The sequence below is a fragment of the Stenotrophomonas sp. 107298_Sma genome (genome assembly GCF_056480345.1).
The window spans coordinates 537,931-555,617 of record NZ_CM151094.1 but is presented as its reverse complement, the minus strand read 5'-3'; the positions used below and the strand labels follow the sequence as shown (position 1 = coordinate 555,617).

The following is a 17,687-nucleotide window of genomic DNA, read 5'->3' as shown; positions in this document are numbered from 1 at the left end:
AGCGTGCATTATCGCCGGCCCGGCGCGCTTGCTAGACTGCGGGCATGTTCGCCAATGCCTCGCTTACCGGCAGCAAGCCGGAACAATACGCCCAGCTGCTGGAACAGGCCCGTGGCCTGGTCTACGCCGAGTCCGACCGCATCGCCAACGCGGCCAACCTCTCGGCACTGGTCTACCACGCCCTGCCCGACCTGAACTGGGTGGGCTTCTACCTGTACGACGGCAAAGAGCTGGTGGTCGGTCCGTTCCAGGGCCTGCCGGCCTGCGTGCGCATCCCGCTGGACAAGGGCGTGTGCGGTGCCGCCGCCAGCCAGCGCGTGACCCAGCGCGTGGATGATGTCGATGCCTTCCCCGGCCACATCGCCTGCGATTCGGCCTCGCGCTCGGAACTGGTGGTGCCGTTGCTGCGTGACGATGAACTGATCGGCGTGTTCGACATCGACAGCCCCAAGGTCGGCCGCTTCGATGCCGACGACCAGGCCGGCCTGGAAGCCATCGCCCGCGTGTTCGTCGAGGCGCTGGGATGAGCGCACCGAAGCTGCGCAACATCGGCCCGAAGAGTGCGGCGTGGCTGCGCCAGGTCGGCCTGCGCAGCCGCGAAGACCTGGCTGCGATTGGTGCCGTGGGCGCCTTCGTCAAGGTCAAGCGCGCAGGCTTCAAGCCCAGCCTGAACCTGCTGTACTCGCTGGAAGGCGCACTGCTGGACTGCCATTGGCAGGAACTGAGCGAGCCGCAGCGCGAGGCGCTGGTGCAGGACTATGAGGCGCGCATTGCCGCACATCCGTTGAAAGCGGCCGGCCCGGCCTCGGGCCCGGTGCATGAGCAGCGCTTCGACACCGATGATGACGCGGAAGACAGCGTGGCCGAGAGCGCCGACGAGGATTGAAGCCTCCGCGTTCCTGGGGATGCCGGCCAGCGGCCGGCACTACCACTGTGATGCGGGATCGGTAGCGCCGGGCCATGCCCGGCGAGTGGGCTCAGGGCTGCTGCAGCTCCAGCAGCTCGCCCACCACACTTACCTCACCGCGTTCCAGCCTCACCCGCAGGCGGGTGCCGTGGTCGATGCGCAAGGCCCAGCACAGCGACATCGGCAGGCCACAGACCTGCGACAGCACCATGCGCAGCGGGCCGCCATGGCTGACCACCAGCGTCGGCACCGGATCGTCATCATCGAGCAGGCGATCCAGCGCGCGCGCGATGCGCCGCTCAAAGTGGCCCCAGCTTTCACCGTTCGGCGGTGGGTACGCATGCGGATCTGCGTGGAAGGCCGCCAGTGCATCCTCCGGCAGGTCGAACAGCGACTGCCCGTCCCAATCACCGAAATCCAGTTCTTCCCATTCCTCGTCCGCGTCCACGTCCAGCCCGCGCGGGGTGGCCAGTGCCATGGCAGTGTGCAGCGAGCGCAGCCGCGGCGAGCTGATCACCCGCTCCCAGGGAAGCCCGCCGTAGGCCTCGACCAGTTCCTGTGGCAGGCGGGCCAGCTGCGGCGGATCGCTGCGGCCATCAAGGAATTCATCGCGACCATTGCCGGCGTGGCGGACCAGGTCGAGGATCATGCGTGCGTCCCATGCGGGCGACGCAGGTACAACGGAAAACGGGCGGACATCGGCAACTGCACCACGGGATCTGAGGGGCCATTCTAAGGGCAGTCGAGCAAGCTCGACGCTACGCGCTGCCTGCGATGCCGTAGACTGCGCGCACTTCCAGGTGACCTGCAGCCATGGCCGGCAGGTTGAAACGGGAAGCCGGTGACGCGTGATTCCACGCCATGCCGGCGCTGCCCCCGCAACGGTAAGCACGTCAGTTCCAGGCAAGACCGCCACTGTGCCGCAGGCATGGGAAGGCGCCTGGACGGTGGCCTCGCGCCACCTGGCGGCAAGCCCGGAGACCGGCCCGGAAGCCTCAGGTCGCGATGCGGTGGGCATGGCGCTGGATGACGCGGCCTGTGCTGCGGCATCGGCGCGTGCCAGCCTTCGCGGCTCCTCCCCTTCGCCACGCGGGCGTGCGTGGCACCTGGAGTCCCCCATGAAGCTGCAGTCCCGAATGCTGTCCCTGGCCGTGCTGGCCGCCCTGCCCGCGCTGGCCCAGGCCGCCGATGACACCACCGCGCTCGACCAGATCCTGGTCACCGCCACCCGCACCCCCATCGCCCTGCCGGACAGCATCGCGCCGGCGCAGGTGATCGACCGCGCGCAGATCGAATCCAGCCAGGCCACCTCGCTGCAGGAACTGCTGCGCGGCCGTGCCGGCATCAACCTGACCAACTCCGGCGGCCTCGGCAAGCAGAGCTCGCTGTTCCTGCGCGGCACCAACTCGGGCCACACCGTGGTGCTGGTCGATGGCGTGCGCATCAACAGTGCCGACCTCGGCCTGGCCATGTACCAGGACCTGCCACTGGCGCAGATCGAACGCGTCGAAATCGTACGCGGCCCGCAGTCAAGCCTGTACGGTGCCGATGCCATCGGCGGCGTGATCCAGATCTTCACCCGCCGCAACCAGGGCGACTTCGCCCCGCACTTCCAGCTCGGTGGCGGCAGCAACGGCCTGCGCGAAGCCAGCGGCGGCATCGGCGGTGGTACCGAGCGCGGCTGGTTCGGCGCCGACATCGCCTACCAGCACTCCGACGGCATTGATGCCTGCCGCGGCTCGGCTACGCTGTTCGCCGGCTGCTTTGCCGACGAACACGACCGCGACGGTTACCGCAACCTGTCCAAGAGCCTGCGCGGTGGCTACAGCTTCAATGACCAGTGGACCGTGGAAGGCAGCGCACTGCGCGCCGACGGCAAGAACCACTACGACGGTTACTACAACTACTCCGAAACCCGCCAGCAGGTGCTGGCCGGCAAGGTGCGCTACACCCCGTCCGAACGCCTGGCATTCACCGCCAATGTCGGCCGCAGCGACAACGAGTCAGACAACTTCGGCGCACCGGGTGTGTTCGGCAGTGCGCAGACCCATCGCAACAGCGCCTCGCTGCAGGGTGATTTCGGCCTGGCCGAGGGCCAGCTGCTGAGTGCCGGCGTGGACTGGAGCGAAGACAACCTGGATGGCAGCAGTGCCGGCTACCTCGTCGACAGCCGCCGCAACACCGGCGTGTTCGTGCAGTACCAGGGCCGCTTCGGCCGCCATCAGCTGCAGGCCAGCGCACGCAACGACGACAACCAGCAGTTCGGCAATCACGCCACCGGCAGCGTTGGCTGGGCCATGGAACTGGGCCACGGCCTGCGCGTCAATGCCAGCTACGGCACGGCGTTCAAGGCACCGACCTTCAGCGACCTGTACGACCCGTGGAGCGGCGTGCCGACGTTGAACCCGGAAAAGTCCAAGAGCGCCAACCTCGGTGTTTCGCAGCAGGGCCAGGGCTGGCATTGGGGCCTGGACGTGTACGAAACGCGCATCGATGATCTGATCACCTACGATGCATTCACGATGAAAATGCAGCAGGTGGAGAAGGCGCGCATCCGTGGCGCCGAACTGACCGGTGGCGTGCTGCTGGCCGGTTTCGACATCAATGCGCAGCTGAGCTACACCGACCCGCGCAACCGCACCCACGGCAGCACCCAGTTCGACAACTGGCTGCCACGCCGCGCGCAACAGACCGCACGCCTGGACATCGACCGCCGCTTCGGCGATTTCCGCGCCGGCCTGACCGTGCAGGGTGCGGGCAAGCGCTATGACGACGCGGCGAACAGAGTGAAGGTTGGCGGCTACGGCACGCTGGACCTGCGCGCCGAGTACGCGCTGACGCCATCGTGGTCGCTGCTGGCGCGTGCCGCCAACGTGTTCGACCGCAGCTACGAGACCGTGGCGTGGTTCAACCAGCCCGGTCGCGAGTACCAGTTGAGCGTGCGTTACCAGCCGAAGTGAGCGCAACGTTCATGGTAGTGCCGGCCGCTGGCCGGCACTACCCATTGCGTCGGCCCGGGTTACCGCCCGGCGACCGGCGTTATCCGTTGAATCAGCCCTGCAACCCCGGCAGTTCACGCAGGTCGTCGATCACCGCCACCGCATGCGCAGTGGCCAGGTCCAGGCCGCGCGGGTAGCCGTAGCGCACCAGCGCGATCGGCATGCCGGCATCTTCGGCGGCGCGGTAGTCGGTCAGCGAATCACCCACCATCAGGCACTGCCCCACGGCCAAGCCGAAGTGCGCGGCGATGTGCCGCAGCGGTTCACCACTGGGCTTGCGCTGCGGCAGCGAATCGCCGCCCAGTATCAGCGCGAACGCATCACCGATGCCCAGGTGCTGCAGCAGCGGTGGCACCAGTGCTTCGGGCTTGTTGGTGCAGATCGCCAGCGGCACATTGCGTTCACGCAGCTTCGCCAGCGCTTCAGCAACGCCATCGAACAGGCGCGGGCTGCGCAGCAGGCATTCGCGGTAGTGCACCATGAACACTGGCATCACCTCGCTCATGTCGACCTCGCGGCCGGCCGCATGCACGGCCTGCTCCACCAGGCGGCGCACTCCGTCGCCGATCCAGCCCAGCACGGTAGCCTCCGGCACGCGCGCAACGCCGATGTCTTCCAGCGTGCGGTTCAGTGCTTCGGCGATATCGGCGGCGCTGTCGACCAGCGTGCCATCGAGGTCGAACACGACCAGCGGATAAGGATACGACAAGGAACGGCACCTGCATGACGTGGGGCCGTCCATTGTACGTCGCCCCTTTTTGGCAGTTCCGCCTCAGCCGATCCGGCGTGCGCGGGTCGCCAGGAAGGTGGGCAGATAGCGGTCGATCAGGAAGCGCGGCTGCGGCTGCCAGTCTTCCATGAAGCGATCGATGACGAAGCCGGCATCGAGCTGGCCGCCGATCAGTTCGGTCAGGCTGTGGCCGAAGGTCAGCGCGTCACCACGGGCCAGCTTCGCCTCGCGCTCGGCCGGTGCCAGGTCTTCCAGGTCCGAATAGGGAATGGCGTACTGCGGCCGGATCAGGCCTTGTGCATCCAGCTGCGGATCGCGCGCGCCGACGAACAGCACCGGGTTGTAGAAGCTGGCCATCAGCATGCCATCGCGCGCCAGCACGCGCCGGCATTCGGTCCACACCGGGCGCACATCGGGCACGTACAGGTTCGAGATCGGGTGGAACACCACATCGAAACTGTCGTTGGCGAACACGTGCAGATCGCGCATGTCACCCTGCACGGTGCGCAGCTGCAGGCCATCGCGCGCGGCGACCGCGCGGTCCTGTTCCAGCTGCCCATCGGACAGGTCGAACACGGTGACCTCGGCACCGGCCGCGGCCAGCACTGGCGCCTGCTGGCCACCGGCCGACGCCAGGCACAGGATGCGACGGCCGCGCACATCACCCAACCAGTCCAGCGGCAGCGCGCGCGGGGTCAGATGTACCTGCCAGCGGCCCTCGCGCGCGGCAGCAATCGTTGAGCTTTCCACCGGGCGCGACCATTCGCGCACTTCGCTGGCCTGGCGGTCCCAGGCAGCACGGTTGTGGTCGATCAAGGCCTGTCCATGGTTCATGTGTTCTCCTTGCCCGGTGGGCGCCAATCCAGATCCTGGAAGGCCGGGCTGGCGAAGCACTCGGCCAAGAAGTCCAGGAATCGCCGCATGATAGCGGGCTGCTGGCGCCGTGACGCGTACACCGCATGAATGCCGAGTTCGTCCAGGCTGAATTCGGGCAGCAGTTCGATCAGTTCGCCACTGCGCAGCAGCGGCGCCACCTGGTAGGTCGGCAGCATGGCGATGCCGGCACCGGCCCGCACCGCCTCCAGCAGCAGCGAAGCCTCATTGGCGCTGATGTTGCCGCCCACCGCCACCGACAGCGAACGCCCATCGCGGTGCAGCTGCCACAGGCTCTTGCCCACGTAGTGATGGGTCAGGCAGTTGTGTGCGGCCAGGTGCTCGGGCGCGGTCGGTGTGCCACGCGCCTGCAGGTAGGACGGCGTCGCGCACAGCACCGAGCGGCAGATGGCCAACCGCCGTGCGATCAGGCTGGGATCGATCTGGCGCGCGATGCGTACTGCGAGGTCCACCCGCTCCTCCACGAGGTTCACGGTGCGGTCGACCAGCAGCAGCTCGATGCGTGCCGCTGGATGGCGCGCGACGAAGCCGGCCACGGCCCGTGCCAGGTGACTCTGCCCGAATGAGACGCTGGCGGTCACCCGCAGCGTGCCGTGCGGCTCGGGATCATCACTGGCCAGCTCGCCCTGCAGTTCTTCGCCGATCGCCAGCATCTGCCGGAAGCGCAACAGCGCCGACTCGCCGGGTCCGGTCAGGCTGACCCGGCGCGTGGTCCGGTGCAGCAGGCGCGCACCCAGCCAGCCCTCGACCTCGGCCAGGTAGCGGCTGACCATCGCCCGCGACATGTCCAGCACTTCAGCAGCGGCCGTCAGGCTGCCGCGCTCGGCCACCTCGACGAACACGGTCATGGCGGTCATTCGGTCCATATGCTCGATCCATGCAACAAACAAGCGCGTTATACGCTGTTTTTCGAGCGACTGCAGCGGCCTAGAGTGGCCCCATTCCCACCCCACACCGCTCCACGGAGTCCTGCCATGAAGATCGCCCTCGTTGGTTCCACCGGCAACATCGGCCGCCAGATTGCCCGCCACGCGCTGGCCCGCGGCCACGAACTCACCGTCATCGTGCGCAGCGCACAGGACCTCCCGGCTGAACTGGCCGGCGCCCACCCGGTGATCGCTTCGCTGGATGACCAGGACGCGCTGGTTGCCGCCATCACCGGCCACGACGTGCTGGCCAGTGCCTACGGCCCGCGCCCGGGCGATGACATCGGCCGCGTCGGCGAGGTCGCCGCGCAGCTGGCTGCCGCCGCACGCAAGGCCGGCGTGCCGCGCCTGGTGGTGGTCGGCGGTGCCGGCAGCCTGGAAGTCGCACCCGGCGTGCAGCTGGTCGATACCCCCACCTTCCCGGAGGCCTACAAGCCTTACGCACTGGCCCACCGTGAGGCGTTCAACCGCCTGCAGGCGGTGGACGACCTGGACTGGACCTTCTTCTCGCCGGCCGCCGAAATCGGCCCGGGTGAAGAGCGCGGTCAGTACCGCGTGCAGGCCAAGGCCTTCCTCGCTGATGCAAGCGGCCACAGCCGCATCAGCTACGCCGACTACGGCGCCGCGTTCGTTGCTGAGCTGGAAGCGCACGCTTATCCGAAGCAGATCATCACCGCGGCGTATTGATGCCAGGCCGCCGGGCATGGCCCGGCGCTACCCACCTGTAGAGCCGCGCCCACGCTCGGCTCGCCATCCGCCACAAGGAATTCCCATGCGTACCGCTGCCCTGCTGCTTCCCCTCGCCCTTGCCGCCACCTTCGCCAGCGCTCCGTTGCTGGCCGCACCGGCCACCGCGGCGCCGGCCATGGCGACGAAATCCCAGCTGCACCTGCAGACCTTCCATCCCGGCCCGCAGGCGATGTTCTCGGTGTCCTCGGTGCTGATCGAAGGCCGCCACGACGCGATCCTGGTCAATGCGCAGTTTGGTGCCAGCGACGCGCGCAAGCTGGTCGAGCTGATCCGCGCCAGCGGCAAGCAGCTGACCACGATCTACATCAGCCACGGCGATCCGGATTACTACTTCGGCCTGGCCACCCTGCAGGACGCGTTCCCGCAGGCACGCATCGTCGCCACTGCGCCGACCGTCGCCCACATCCAGCAGACCCAGGCCGGCAAGCTGGCCTACTGGGGACCGAAGATGGGCACCGACGTGCCCGTGCGCATCGTGGTGCCACAGGTGCTGGACGGCGATGCCCTGCAGCTGGAAGGCCAGCGCCTGCCGCTGATCGGCCTGGATGGCCCGACCCCGGATCGCACGGTGCTGTGGGTGCCGTCGCTGCGCGCGATCGTCGGTGGCATTCCGGTGGTGGCGGGCGAGCACGTGTGGATGGCCGACACGCAGACGCCGAAGTCGCACACCGACTGGCTGCAGACCCTGCAGCGGCTGCAGGCACTGAAGCCGAAGGTGGTGGTGCCGGGGCATTACGCGCCGGGTGCAGCACTGGATGCCAGTGCGCTGCGCTTCACCGCAGACTACATTCGTGCGTTCGATGTTGAGGCGGCGAAGGCGAAGGACAGTGCGGCGCTGGTGAAGGCGATGCAGTCGCGCTATCCGAAGCTGGCAGGCGTGGAGTCGCTGGAGTTGAGTGCGAAGGTGGCCAAGGGCGAGATGCAGTGGCCATGAAGTAGGAGTTTCTTTTGCAGGGCTGCGCCCTGCACCCGCTCAATGCAACAGCAACAGCCGAAGCAACAGCAGCAGCTGGCTATCCGTGGGATGGCGAGGTGGGTCCGGTTGCGGGGGACGCCGTGAATCCGTCCATGGAGGCTCGGTCGCGCCATCCATGGCGCTCACGCCCCCGCAACCGGACCCACCCCGCCTTCGACAGTTTCCCGCTATCTGTCGGAACCTGCTGCTGGTGGTGGGTGCCGACCGTTGGTCGGCACGGGGTCGGATCCCGCTGCTGCGCAACGGGCTCTGACCCCACTGTTTGATGATTAGGTATCTGTGGGATTGTTCATGTCGTGCTCGAACAACTCCCCCTGCACCACCGGCTCCTTTTCGCGGAACCCACCAAGCCCGACGCCGACCAGCCGATAGCGGGTCTCGGCCGGCAGGTCGACGCGGGCGCGCAGGGCCAAAGCGATGTCGCGCAGTTCTTCCATCGATTCCGGCGGGCGGTCCGGGGTGAAGCTGCGGGTGAGGATGCGGAACTGTGCGGTCTTCAGTTTCAGTACCACAGTGTGGCCGACACGTTCGGTCTTGCGCGTGGCGTTCCAGGTTTTCTCTGCCAGCTGCACGATCGCCTCACCCAGGTCTTCCAGAGGCAGGTCCTCGGCGAAGGTGTCCTCGGAAGAGATCGACTGCACCTGCTGGTCCGGCTCCACCGGCCGTTCATCGACACCGCGTGCGCGGTTGTACAGGCTGCGGCCGAAGCTGCCGAACGCCTCTTCCAGATCGATCAGTGCCCACTGCCGCAGGTCGCCGCAGGTGACGATGCCACGCGCGGCAAGTTTTCCTTCCATCACCTTGCCGACGCCGGGCACCCGGTTCACCGGCAACGGCAGCAGGAAGGCATCCACCCGCTGCGGCGGAATCACGAACTGGCCATCTGGCTTGCGCCAGTCCGAGGCGATCTTGGCCAGGAACTTGTTTGGCGCGATCCCGGCTGAAGCGGTCAGGTTCGTCTCCTCGCGGATCTGCGCACGGATGGTGCGGGCAATGTCGGTGGCCAGTTCGATGCCACTCTTCGGTTCGGTCACATCGAGGTAGGCCTCGTCCAGCGACAACGGCTCGACCAGGTCGGTGTGGCGCAGGAAGATCCCGCGCACCTGCTGTGACACCGCTTTGTAACGTGCGAAGTCCGGCGGTACGAAGATCGCATCCGGACACAGGCGCTCGGCACGCACGGCCGGCATCGCCGAGCGCACGCCGAACACGCGCGCCTCGTAGGACGCCGCGCACACCACCGAACGCGCGCCACGCCATGCCACGACCACCGGCTTGCCGCGCAGTGACGGATCGTCGCGCTGCTCCACCGACGCGTAGAAGGCGTCCATGTCGACGTGGATGATCTTGCGCAGTCGGGTCATGTCAGGCGTAAAGGGCGGAGGCAGGCTGAACCGACCACACGCACAGGTATGGTCGTTGCACATCAACAGGATGCGCGTATTCCCTTGAAAACACTACGGTTGCGTACGGTTGAAATGTTTGATCGGCGCAGTTTCCACGGGCATTCTCGGGCGCTTGTTTCCCTGTTCTTCGCTTCCAGGATTGTGCTTCATGACCCGTCTCCACGCGTTCAACCGCGAACAGCTGCTGGCCAGCGCACGCGGTGAACTGTTCGGCGCCGCTGCCGGCCGTTTGCCCAACGATCCGATGCTGATGTTCGACCGCATCACCGAAATCCGCGAGGACGGCGGACCGCATGGCAAGGGCATGGTACGCGCCGAACTGGATATCCGCCCCGACCTCTGGTTCTTCGGTTGCCACTTCATCGGCGACCCGGTGATGCCTGGTTGCCTGGGCCTGGATGCCATGTGGCAGCTGACCGGCTTCTTCCTGACCTGGCTGGGCGCCCCCGGCAAGGGCCGCGCACTGGGCTGCGGCGAGGTGAAGTTCACCGGCCAGGTGCTGCCGGACGCTAAGCTCGTGCGTTACGAGATCGACATCAGCCGGGTCATCAACCGCAAGCTGGTGATGGCTCAGTCGGACGCCCGCATGTACGTGGATGACCGCGAAATCTACAGCGCGCGCGATCTGCGCGTCGGCCTGTTCACTGAAACCGGGAGCTTCTGATGCGTCGCGTCGTCATCACTGGCATGGGCATCACGTCCTGCCTCGGCAATGATCTGGATACCGTTTCGAATGCGCTGCGCGAAGGGCGCTCCGGCATCACGGCATTGTCCGACCACGCCGACGCGGGCCTGCGCAGCCAGGTCGGCGGCCGCGTCGACCTCGACCTGGACGCGCTGATCGACCGCAAGCAGAAGCGCTTCATGAGCGATGCGGCGGCCTTTGCCTACCTGTCCATGCGCGATGCCATCGCCGATGCCGGGCTCAGCCCCGAGCAGGTCAGCAACCTGCGTACCGGCCTGATCGCCGGTTCCGGTGGTGGCTCCAGCGAATGGCAGATCGGCGCAGTCGACCTGCTGCGCGAACGCGGTGTGCGCAAGGTCGGCCCGTACATGGTGCCGCGCACGATGTGCTCGACGGTCTCGGCCTGCCTGGCCACCGCCTACCAGATCAAGGGCGTCAGCTACTCGCTGTCGGCTGCCTGCGCGACCTCGGCGCACTGCATCGGCGCCGCCGCGGACATGATCCGCCACGGCGCGCAGGACATCATGTTCGCCGGTGGTGGCGAAGACCTGCACTGGTCGATGAGCGTGATGTTCGATGCGATGGGCGCGCTGTCGACCAGCTTCAACGAAACCCCGGCCAGCGCCTCGCGTCCGTACGACAAGGACCGCGATGGCTTCGTCATCGCCGGTGGCGGCGGCATGCTGGTGCTGGAGGATTACGACCACGCCGTTGCGCGCGGCGCGCACATCCATGCCGAGCTGATCGGCTATGGCGTGACCTCCGACGGCGCGGACATGGTGGCGCCGTCCGGTGAAGGCGCGGTGCGCTGCATGAAGATGGCGCTGCAGGGCGTGGATCGTCCGCTGGACTACCTCAACACCCACGGCACCTCCACGCCGCTGGGCGACGTCACCGAGCTCAACGCGATCCGCGAAGTGTTCGGCGATGCGGTGCCGCCGCTGTCCTCGACCAAGGCGCTGTCCGGCCATTCGCTGGGTGCGGCCAGCGTGCACGAGGCGATCTACTGCCTGCTGATGATGCGTGATGGCTTCGTGGCTGGTTCGGCCAACATCGGCGAGCTGGACCCGAAGGTGGAAAGCTTCCCGATCCTGCGCGAGAGCCGCGAGCAGAAGCTGGATACGGTGATGTCCAACAGCTTCGGCTTCGGTGGCACCAACGCGGCGCTGGTGTTCGGCCGGGTGTGATGGGAAGGCGTGCCGGCCAACGGTCGGCACCCACCGTCAGGGGCGGGCTGTTACCTCGGCAGCAACGGCAGCAGCAGCGCGTGCGCGTCCAGCAGCGAGCCGACGATGCGGTGGCCGAATGCGCGCAGCTCCTCATCCGGATGCACCAGGTCCGGCACCTGGATCACGGTCATGCCGGCAGCCAGCGCGGCGCGCGTGCCGGCCGGTGAATCCTCCAGCGCCAGGCAGCGCTCTGGCAGCTGCCCCAGCCGCTGCGCAGCCAGCAGGTAGATGTCCGGTGCCGGCTTCGGCCGCGCCACGTCGCCGCTGGTGATCACCGCATCGAAATACGGCAGCAGGCCGGCGGCGGACAGCTTGCGGTTGGCCCGCGGCTGCCGCGTGGTGGTCGCGACCGCACGCGGTATCGCGTGCGCCTCCAGCAGTTCCAGCAATTCGAGAATGCCTGGCCGCAGCGGCAGGCCGGTCTGCGTGCGTTCCTCGTAGAGGTCGTGGCAGCGTGCGGCCACGGCTTCGATCACGCTGTCCTCGACCCCCTGCGCACGCAGCAACGCGTGCGTATCGCGGTCGCCGAGACCGACCATGCGCAGGAACACCGTTTCATCCAGGCCCAGGCCGAATTCATCGGCGGCCTGGCTCCAGCAGGCCAGCGAGACCCGCTCGCTGTCGATCATCAGGCCGTCCATGTCGAAGATGACGGCGTCGGGCAGGAACGGCAGCGCAGCGATGGTGGTCATGGAGCGAACAGCGTATCCAGGTCGGTGGGAGTGAGCTGCCGCCATTGCCCTTCGTCCAGTCCCTGCAGGTCCAGCCCGCCGACTCGGCTGCGGTGCAGGGCCTGCACATGGTTGCCGGTGGCGGCGAACATGCGGCGTACCTGATGGTAGCGGCCTTCATGCAGCACCAGGCGTGCGCGGCGCGCATCCAGCACTTCAAGTTCAGCCGGCAGCAAGGGCGTCTTCTCGGACTCCAGCATCAGCGTGCCACTGGCGAACAGCGCCCCTTCATCGCCGCGCAGGTCCTCGCTCAGTTCCACTTCGTAGACCTTGGGCAGCTTCGACTTCGGCGAGATGATCCGGTGCAGCAGGCCGCCATCGTCGGTCAGCAGCAACAGGCCACTGGTGTCGCGGTCCAGCCGGCCGACGGTGGACAGCACCGGGTCGCGGTCGCGGTAGCGCGGCGGCAGCAGGTCGTAGATCAGGCGACCTTTGTCCTTGGTGGAACAGGTGTAGCCGGCCGGCTTGTGCAGCGCGATCGACAGGCCCACCGGCGGGTCCAGCGGCTCGCCATCGACGCGCACCGCTTCATGCGGCACCTGGTCGTCGGCGTACAGCACCTCGCCATCGGCGTCGGTGACGCGGCCTTCGCGGAACATCCACTGCACCTGCTTGCGGCTGCCATAGCCCAGGTTGGCGATGAGCTTGACCAGCTTCACTTGCCCTTCCCCCTGCCCTTCACTGCCTCGACCAGCTTGAAGCCATCGCGCTCGGCAACCACGCGCACCGCACCGAAACTCTCATTGAGCGTGTACTCGTACGGCAGGTGGCGGTTGGCCACCACGTACAGGCGTCCGCCCGGGCGCAGCGCCTGCGCGGCCACGGCGATGAAGCGCTGGCCGATGTCCGGACGGTCGGCACGCGAGGGCGTGTGGAACGGCGGGTTGCTGATGATGACGTCGTAGTCCGGCTCGATACCGGCAGTGACGTCGCGCCACAGGAAACGCAGCGGCAGCGGGCGCGGCGGCGGCGCCAGGTTCAGCTCGGCCAGCGCCAGCGCACGCTGCTCGGCCTCGTACAGGTCCAGCGCGGTGATCTTCGGGCAGCGCTCCAACAGCTCGCGCGACAGGTAGCCGTAACCGGCACCGAGGTCGGCGGCGCGACCGGCCAGGTCGGCCGGCAGGTGCTCGGCCAGCAGCGCCGAGGCCGGGTCGATCCGGTCCCAGGCGAACACGCCCGGCCGGCTGAGGAAGCGGCCACCGACAATCGGGCGGACCGCGTCCAGGGCGGACCAGCGCTTGGCCAGGTCGGCATCGTGCTGGCCCTGCATCGGCGCGGTCCAGTACGCCCGGCAGTGGTTCTTGGTCAGGCTGCCGCCGAGGCCGGTCAGCTGCTTGAGGTCGCCCTCGCCGGAACGCGCGCCTTCGTTGTTGGACTGGCAGGCGACGATGCGGCCGCCTTCAGCGACCAGCGCCAGAGCGCGGGCGAACAGCGCACGGGCTTCCTCGCGCTGGCGCGGCGGCAGCACCAGCACCAGCGGGTAGCGGCCCTTGCCGGCTTCGTCATCCAGCTGGCCGCTGACGGTCCAGCCGGCGGCCTGCTGCAGCGGCTGCGCGAACGGGGCGAAGCTCTGCTCGCAGTGCACTTCACGGCCACCGGCCACTTCGCGCAGCGGCCAGCCATCGCGGGCACGCAGGAAGGCCACCGGGCCCTCCGGCCAGCGCAGGGCGCCTTGGGAGAACGGCAGGAGCAGGGTCTGCAGAGGGGCGTCGTCGCTGGAGGCCATCGGCACGGTTACTTCAAAGCGTGAGGGCCGTCCATTGTACCGGCTTGGCCGCGCAGCCCTCGCCGGCCACTTTGCGAAACCCGAACGGGGCCTTGATCCCCCGGAAACATCGCAGCGTTCAGGGTAAAGGCTCCCCCAATCCCCAGGAGAGCCTGCATGCGTGCCTTGTTCGTCGGTGGCGTGGTAGACAACAGCGAGATGGACCTGGAAGGCAGCCATCCGCCCGTGCATTACCCCGAAGATACCGGCGGTGGCCACTCACGCTACCGCCTGCACCAGGTCGGCCACGGCGCCGATGGCAGCGTGGCCTATGCAGTCTACGGCGCGCCGGACCTGGCCGACGACGAGGTGGCGAGGGTCGCAGAGGAGCGCGCATACGCACGCCGTTTCGAAGCGACCCCGACGTTGTTCGAGCATTGACATCACCGCAGCGCCCGAGCCCGAGCCCATGCTCGGGCGGTGGCGCAGCCGCACGGGCGGCAGCCGAGCGGCGGGCTCGGCTCTACACCGGCTCAAGGTGCCTTGGGTGGCAGGCGGTTGATGCTGGCGATCTCGTCCAACCACACATGGTGCTGCTGCACTGGCGTGTCGTAGTCGTCCAAACGCAGCTGGCCGTTGCTGCCTTCGTCGCCGGCATCGTTGCGGTACTGCTGCACGGTCGGCTTCACAGCGACGGTGCCGAGCAGCCGGCGACCGTCCTGCAGGATGAGTTCCACCTGCGTTTCGCCTTCCAGCTGCGGCAACAGGGCCTCCAGGCGCGCGATCTGCGCCGGATCGGTATGGATACGGGGAGCAATACGGGACATCGGCGACCTCCTGCGTGCAGGGTCGCCGATCAGCCGTGAATGCTCAGTGCAGCGCGCTGTCGGCGCGCGGCACCTGCACCTTGCGTACCGCCGACACCAGCTGCGCCACCGAATAGGGCTTGGCCACATGCTCCTGGAAGCCCGACGCCAACGCACGGCGGCGATCGTCAGCGCGCGCCAGTGCTGTCACCGCCACCGCTGGCAGGGTCAGCGCGTCCACGCCCATGTCCTCGCGCAGCGTACGCACCAGGCCGTAGCCATCCATGCCGGGCATGCCGATATCGGTGAGCATCACGTGGTACTGCAGATGGCCGGTGTCGGCCAGCAATGCCAATGCCTCGCCTGCGGAACTGGCCGCGGACACGCTCGCGCCCTGCTCTTCCAGCATGCGCCGCAGGTACTCCAGCACTTCCGGCTGGTCTTCCACCGCCAGCACGTGCATGCCGCGCAGCGGATACGGTTCAACGATCACCGGCTCCAGGATCGGCCCGCTGATTACTTCGCGCAGCGGACGGCGCTCGGCATCCGGAAGGTGCTGCGGCAGGCGCACGGTGAAGGTAGCGCCGTGGCCGTGCCCTTCACTGGCGGCGGTGACCGTGCCGCCGTGCAGCTCGACCAGCTGCTGCACGATCGCCAGACCCAGGCCCAGGCCGCCATGGCGGCGGGTGGTGGTGCCATCGGCCTGGCGGAAGCGGCTGAACAGGTGGTTGAGGAACTCAGGCGCGATGCCGTCGCCGGTATCGCGCACGGTGATCACCCAGTGATTGCCATCGGCCTGCAGGGCCACGTCGATGCGGCCTTCGGCCGGGGTGAATTTGATCGCGTTGGAGAGCAGGTTCCAGAACACCTGCTGCAGGCGGGTGGCATCGCCCAGCACCAGGCTGGGCCGGTCAGGCAGCTGCAGGTGCACATCCAGCGCCTTGCCTTCGGCCACCAGCTCCTGCGCACCGATCGCTTCGCCCAGCACGCCGCACAGATCCAGCACTTCCACTTCCAGCTGCACCTTGCCCAGCAGCATGCTGCTGAGATCGAGCATGTCCGAGATCAGCCGCTTCTGCGCGCCAGCGCTGTTGGCGATCACGCCCAGGCCCTTGTACAGCGGGCTGGTGTGTCCACGCGCTGCAGCAACAATTCGCTCCAGCCCAGGATGGTGGTCAGCGGCGTGCGCAGCTCATGCGACAACGTGGCCAGGAATTCGTCCTTCAGCCGCGCCATGTTCTCGGCCGCGCTGCGCGCGGCACGCTCGGACTGCAGCAGTTCCTCGCGGGCCAGTTCGATTTCGCGGCGCTCGGTCACGTCCGGGCTGCTGCCGGCAAGGCCGATGAAGCGGCCCATCCGCGAAAAGCGTGGACGTGCATTCATCTCCAGCCAGCGCCATTGGCCATCGGCACGCCGCGCACGCACCAACGCATGCATCGAGCGCTGCGCCTTCAAGGCCTCCTGCAGCTCGTACTCGAACACCGAGGCGTCGTCCGGATGCACCAGCCCACGCCACACATCCTCGGGAACGCGCGTTTCGTCGCCACCGAAAAACTCACTGAAGGCGCTGTTGACGAAGCGTGCATGGCCACGCTCGTCCAGCACCCAGACCGGCATCGGCAGGCCATCGGCCAGCGCACTGAAGCGCGCTTCGCTTTCACCCAGCTCAACTTCCATCTGCTTGCGCGCGGTGATGTCGAAGAACAGGATGCCGACCTTGTCCTCACCCGGGCGCCCCACGCGCACCGCGTCGACCGCGAACGAGCGGCCCAGCGCCCGCGCTTCCATCTCGAACTGCGCCGGGCGGCCGCTGCGGGCCACTTCACCGTAGATGCGGAACCAGTCTTCCTCGTGGTGCGGTTCCAGCGCGCTCATGCGCTGGCCGCGTGCGTCCTTCAGTCCGGTATGCCGCTCGAAGGCATCGTTGACCTCGATGAAACGGTAGTCCACCGCACGATCACCATCGAACAGCACCTGGATCACGCAGAAACCTGCGTTGATGCGCTCAAGCACGCCATGATGCAGGTCGGGTTCGGGCGCCGGCACCATCATCGGTGGGCGCTCCACTAGGGGCGGCAGTGTGGACAAGGGCGTTTGGACAGGCCGGGTTGGAGGCACAGCATCTTCCAAAGAGCGTATTCACAGCGTCAAGCGCCGTCAGTCATGCTTGACGACAATGAATTGGCGGCAACCACTCTTGTATGTGACGCAATCGGCCATTGCCGTTGCCTGGAAGCAGGATCACACTCGATCCGTGATCAACATCGTCCCCATCGGTGGGACGCAGGAGACCGTCATGAAACGCTCACTCGCGATTGCCCTGCTGGCAGGCGCCCTGGTGGCGGGCGGCGCCAACGCGGCCCCGCGCACCGTGACCGATGCGCAGGCACCACGTGCGCTACAGGCCGATGGCCCGGTCAGCGTGAAATGGGATGATCCGGCCAAATTCACCGAGATCCGCCAGAGCACCAACCGCTTCGAAGCCGAGCGCGGCGACTGGGTGCAGCAGCTGGCGCGCTACCTGCAGACCACGGCGGCCAAGCCGCTGCAGCCTGGCCAGACCCTCGACGTGACCCTGGTCGACATCAAGCGCGCCGGCGACTACGAGCCCTGGCATGGCCCCCGCGGCAGTGACATCCGGATCATGCGTGACATCTACCCGCCGCGGATCAGCCTGCAGTACACGCTGAAGGATGCCAGCGGCCGCATCATCAGCGAAGGCGATGCGCGCCTGAGCGACACCGGCTATCTGCACAACGTAGGGCTGAAGAGCGACAGTGATCCGCTGCGCTATGAGAAGCGCCTGATCGATGACTGGGTGAAGCGGCAGCTGGCCAGCCAGGCCACCGCTGCGCGGTAGGCCCATCGGCAGGTGTCGACCTTGGTCGACACGCATTCACGGCGCCGACCAAGGTCGGCCGCTACCAGAGCCGCGCCCGGGGA

General features: G+C 67.5%; 18 protein-coding genes, 1 pseudogene and 1 riboswitch. Of the genes and pseudogenes, 9 read left to right on the top strand and 10 right to left on the bottom strand.

Translation table 11 applies throughout. The features are described from left to right. Nucleotides 1-44: 44 nt before the first annotated feature. Together ACZK2G_RS02595 and ACZK2G_RS02590 are read left to right on the top strand one after the other, a co-directional pair. Nucleotides 45-527, top strand: a complete 483-nt coding sequence (locus ACZK2G_RS02595; protein WP_478474612.1) for a GAF domain-containing protein — start codon at nt 45-47, stop codon at nt 525-527. Further along, on the top strand, nt 524-886 hold the full coding sequence (locus tag ACZK2G_RS02590; RefSeq protein ID WP_478474610.1) for a TfoX/Sxy family protein: 363 nt from the start codon (nt 524-526) through the stop codon (nt 884-886). Before ACZK2G_RS02595 ends, ACZK2G_RS02590 begins: the two co-directional genes overlap by 4 nt. A 91-nt stretch (nt 887-977) precedes the next feature. On the opposite strand, the gene ACZK2G_RS02585 is transcribed toward ACZK2G_RS02590, so the two are convergent. Then, on the bottom strand, nt 978-1,556 hold the full coding sequence (locus ACZK2G_RS02585) for a histidine phosphatase family protein (protein ID WP_136639260.1): 579 nt from the start codon (nt 1,554-1,556) through the stop codon (nt 978-980). Nucleotides 1,557-1,688: 132 nt separating this feature from the next. Next, a riboswitch (cobalamin riboswitch) is annotated at nt 1,689-1,911 on the top strand. 114 nt (nt 1,912-2,025) lie between these two features. Between ACZK2G_RS02585 and btuB the strand changes: the two genes are divergently transcribed. Continuing rightward, nucleotides 2,026-3,867 (top strand): TonB-dependent vitamin B12 receptor, encoded by a 1,842-nt coding sequence (gene btuB, locus ACZK2G_RS02580; protein WP_478474608.1) that lies wholly within the window; start codon nt 2,026-2,028, stop codon nt 3,865-3,867. 91 nt (nt 3,868-3,958) lie between these two features. Here the strand turns inward: btuB and gph are convergent, their stop codons facing one another. The 3 genes from gph to ACZK2G_RS02565 all read right to left on the bottom strand — a co-directional run bounded on the left by gph (nt 3,959) and on the right by ACZK2G_RS02565 (nt 6,396). Continuing rightward, entirely contained in the window at nt 3,959-4,615 is a 657-nt protein-coding gene (gene gph / locus ACZK2G_RS02575) for a phosphoglycolate phosphatase (RefSeq protein WP_136639258.1), read from the bottom strand. 63 nt (nt 4,616-4,678) lie between these two features. Next, the gene (locus tag ACZK2G_RS02570; protein ID WP_337302567.1) at nt 4,679-5,470 is read right to left on the bottom strand and encodes a class I SAM-dependent methyltransferase; all 792 of its coding nucleotides are present in this window, start codon (nt 5,468-5,470) and stop codon (nt 4,679-4,681) included. Next, nucleotides 5,467-6,396 (bottom strand): LysR family transcriptional regulator, encoded by a 930-nt coding sequence (locus ACZK2G_RS02565; protein ID WP_478474607.1) that lies wholly within the window; start codon nt 6,394-6,396, stop codon nt 5,467-5,469. Before ACZK2G_RS02565 ends, ACZK2G_RS02570 begins: the two co-directional genes overlap by 4 nt. Nucleotides 6,397-6,504: 108 nt before the next feature. Between ACZK2G_RS02565 and ACZK2G_RS02560 the strand changes: the two genes are divergently transcribed. After that, nucleotides 6,505-7,143, top strand: a complete 639-nt coding sequence (locus tag ACZK2G_RS02560) for an NAD(P)-dependent oxidoreductase (RefSeq protein WP_046983067.1) — start codon at nt 6,505-6,507, stop codon at nt 7,141-7,143. An 85-nt stretch (nt 7,144-7,228) separates the two neighbouring features. After that, nucleotides 7,229-8,140 carry an MBL fold metallo-hydrolase gene (locus tag ACZK2G_RS02555; protein WP_478474606.1) on the top strand — a complete coding sequence of 304 codons (912 nt, stop codon included), beginning with the start codon at nt 7,229-7,231 and terminating at the stop codon, nt 8,138-8,140. Between the two features lie 311 nt (nt 8,141-8,451). Here ACZK2G_RS02555 and dinB read toward each other — a convergent pair whose 3' ends face one another. Beyond that, a complete protein-coding gene (dinB, locus tag ACZK2G_RS02550) occupies nt 8,452-9,546 on the bottom strand; it encodes a DNA polymerase IV (RefSeq protein ID WP_136639254.1) in 1,095 nt (364 codons plus the stop codon). Between the two features lie 190 nt (nt 9,547-9,736). On the opposite strand from dinB, the gene fabA reads away from it, so the two are divergent. Continuing rightward, nucleotides 9,737-10,252: a 3-hydroxyacyl-[acyl-carrier-protein] dehydratase FabA gene (gene fabA / locus ACZK2G_RS02545; RefSeq protein WP_004140661.1), complete on the top strand. Its 516-nt coding sequence runs from the start codon at nt 9,737-9,739 to the stop codon at nt 10,250-10,252. Further along, on the top strand, nt 10,252-11,460 hold the full coding sequence (gene fabB, locus ACZK2G_RS02540; RefSeq protein ID WP_136639253.1) for a beta-ketoacyl-ACP synthase I: 1,209 nt from the start codon (nt 10,252-10,254) through the stop codon (nt 11,458-11,460). The genes fabA and fabB overlap by 1 nt, the downstream gene beginning before the upstream one ends. A gap of 50 nt (nt 11,461-11,510) precedes the next feature. On the opposite strand, the gene ACZK2G_RS02535 is transcribed toward fabB, so the two are convergent. The 3 genes from ACZK2G_RS02535 to ACZK2G_RS02525 are packed head-to-tail and all read right to left on the bottom strand — an operon-like array spanning nt 11,511 to nt 13,959. Next, the gene (locus ACZK2G_RS02535) at nt 11,511-12,194 is read right to left on the bottom strand and encodes an HAD family hydrolase (protein ID WP_046983071.1); all 684 of its coding nucleotides are present in this window, start codon (nt 12,192-12,194) and stop codon (nt 11,511-11,513) included. Next, nucleotides 12,191-12,892, bottom strand: coding sequence for a pseudouridine synthase (locus ACZK2G_RS02530; RefSeq protein WP_046983072.1), 702 nt, complete (start codon nt 12,890-12,892; stop codon nt 12,191-12,193). Before ACZK2G_RS02530 ends, ACZK2G_RS02535 begins: the two co-directional genes overlap by 4 nt. Then, nucleotides 12,889-13,959 (bottom strand): class I SAM-dependent methyltransferase, encoded by a 1,071-nt coding sequence (locus ACZK2G_RS02525; protein ID WP_295377008.1) that lies wholly within the window; start codon nt 13,957-13,959, stop codon nt 12,889-12,891. Before ACZK2G_RS02525 ends, ACZK2G_RS02530 begins: the two co-directional genes overlap by 4 nt. Before the next feature lie 156 nt (nt 13,960-14,115). Here ACZK2G_RS02525 and ACZK2G_RS02520 point away from each other — a divergent pair, with 156 nt between their 5' ends. Beyond that, nucleotides 14,116-14,379: a hypothetical protein gene (locus tag ACZK2G_RS02520; protein WP_005407925.1), complete on the top strand. Its 264-nt coding sequence runs from the start codon at nt 14,116-14,118 to the stop codon at nt 14,377-14,379. Between the two features lie 92 nt (nt 14,380-14,471). On the opposite strand, the gene ACZK2G_RS02515 is transcribed toward ACZK2G_RS02520, so the two are convergent. Further along, on the bottom strand, nt 14,472-14,765 hold the full coding sequence (locus ACZK2G_RS02515; RefSeq protein WP_337302570.1) for a DUF3247 family protein: 294 nt from the start codon (nt 14,763-14,765) through the stop codon (nt 14,472-14,474). 43 nt (nt 14,766-14,808) lie between these two features. Next, nucleotides 14,809-16,796: pseudogene (locus tag ACZK2G_RS02510) on the bottom strand (hybrid sensor histidine kinase/response regulator). Between the two features lie 244 nt (nt 16,797-17,040). Here ACZK2G_RS02510 and ACZK2G_RS02505 point away from each other — a divergent pair. Beyond that, entirely contained in the window at nt 17,041-17,604 is a 564-nt protein-coding gene (locus tag ACZK2G_RS02505; protein WP_046983095.1) for a DUF3016 domain-containing protein, read from the top strand. Nucleotides 17,605-17,687: the final 83 nt, after the last annotated feature.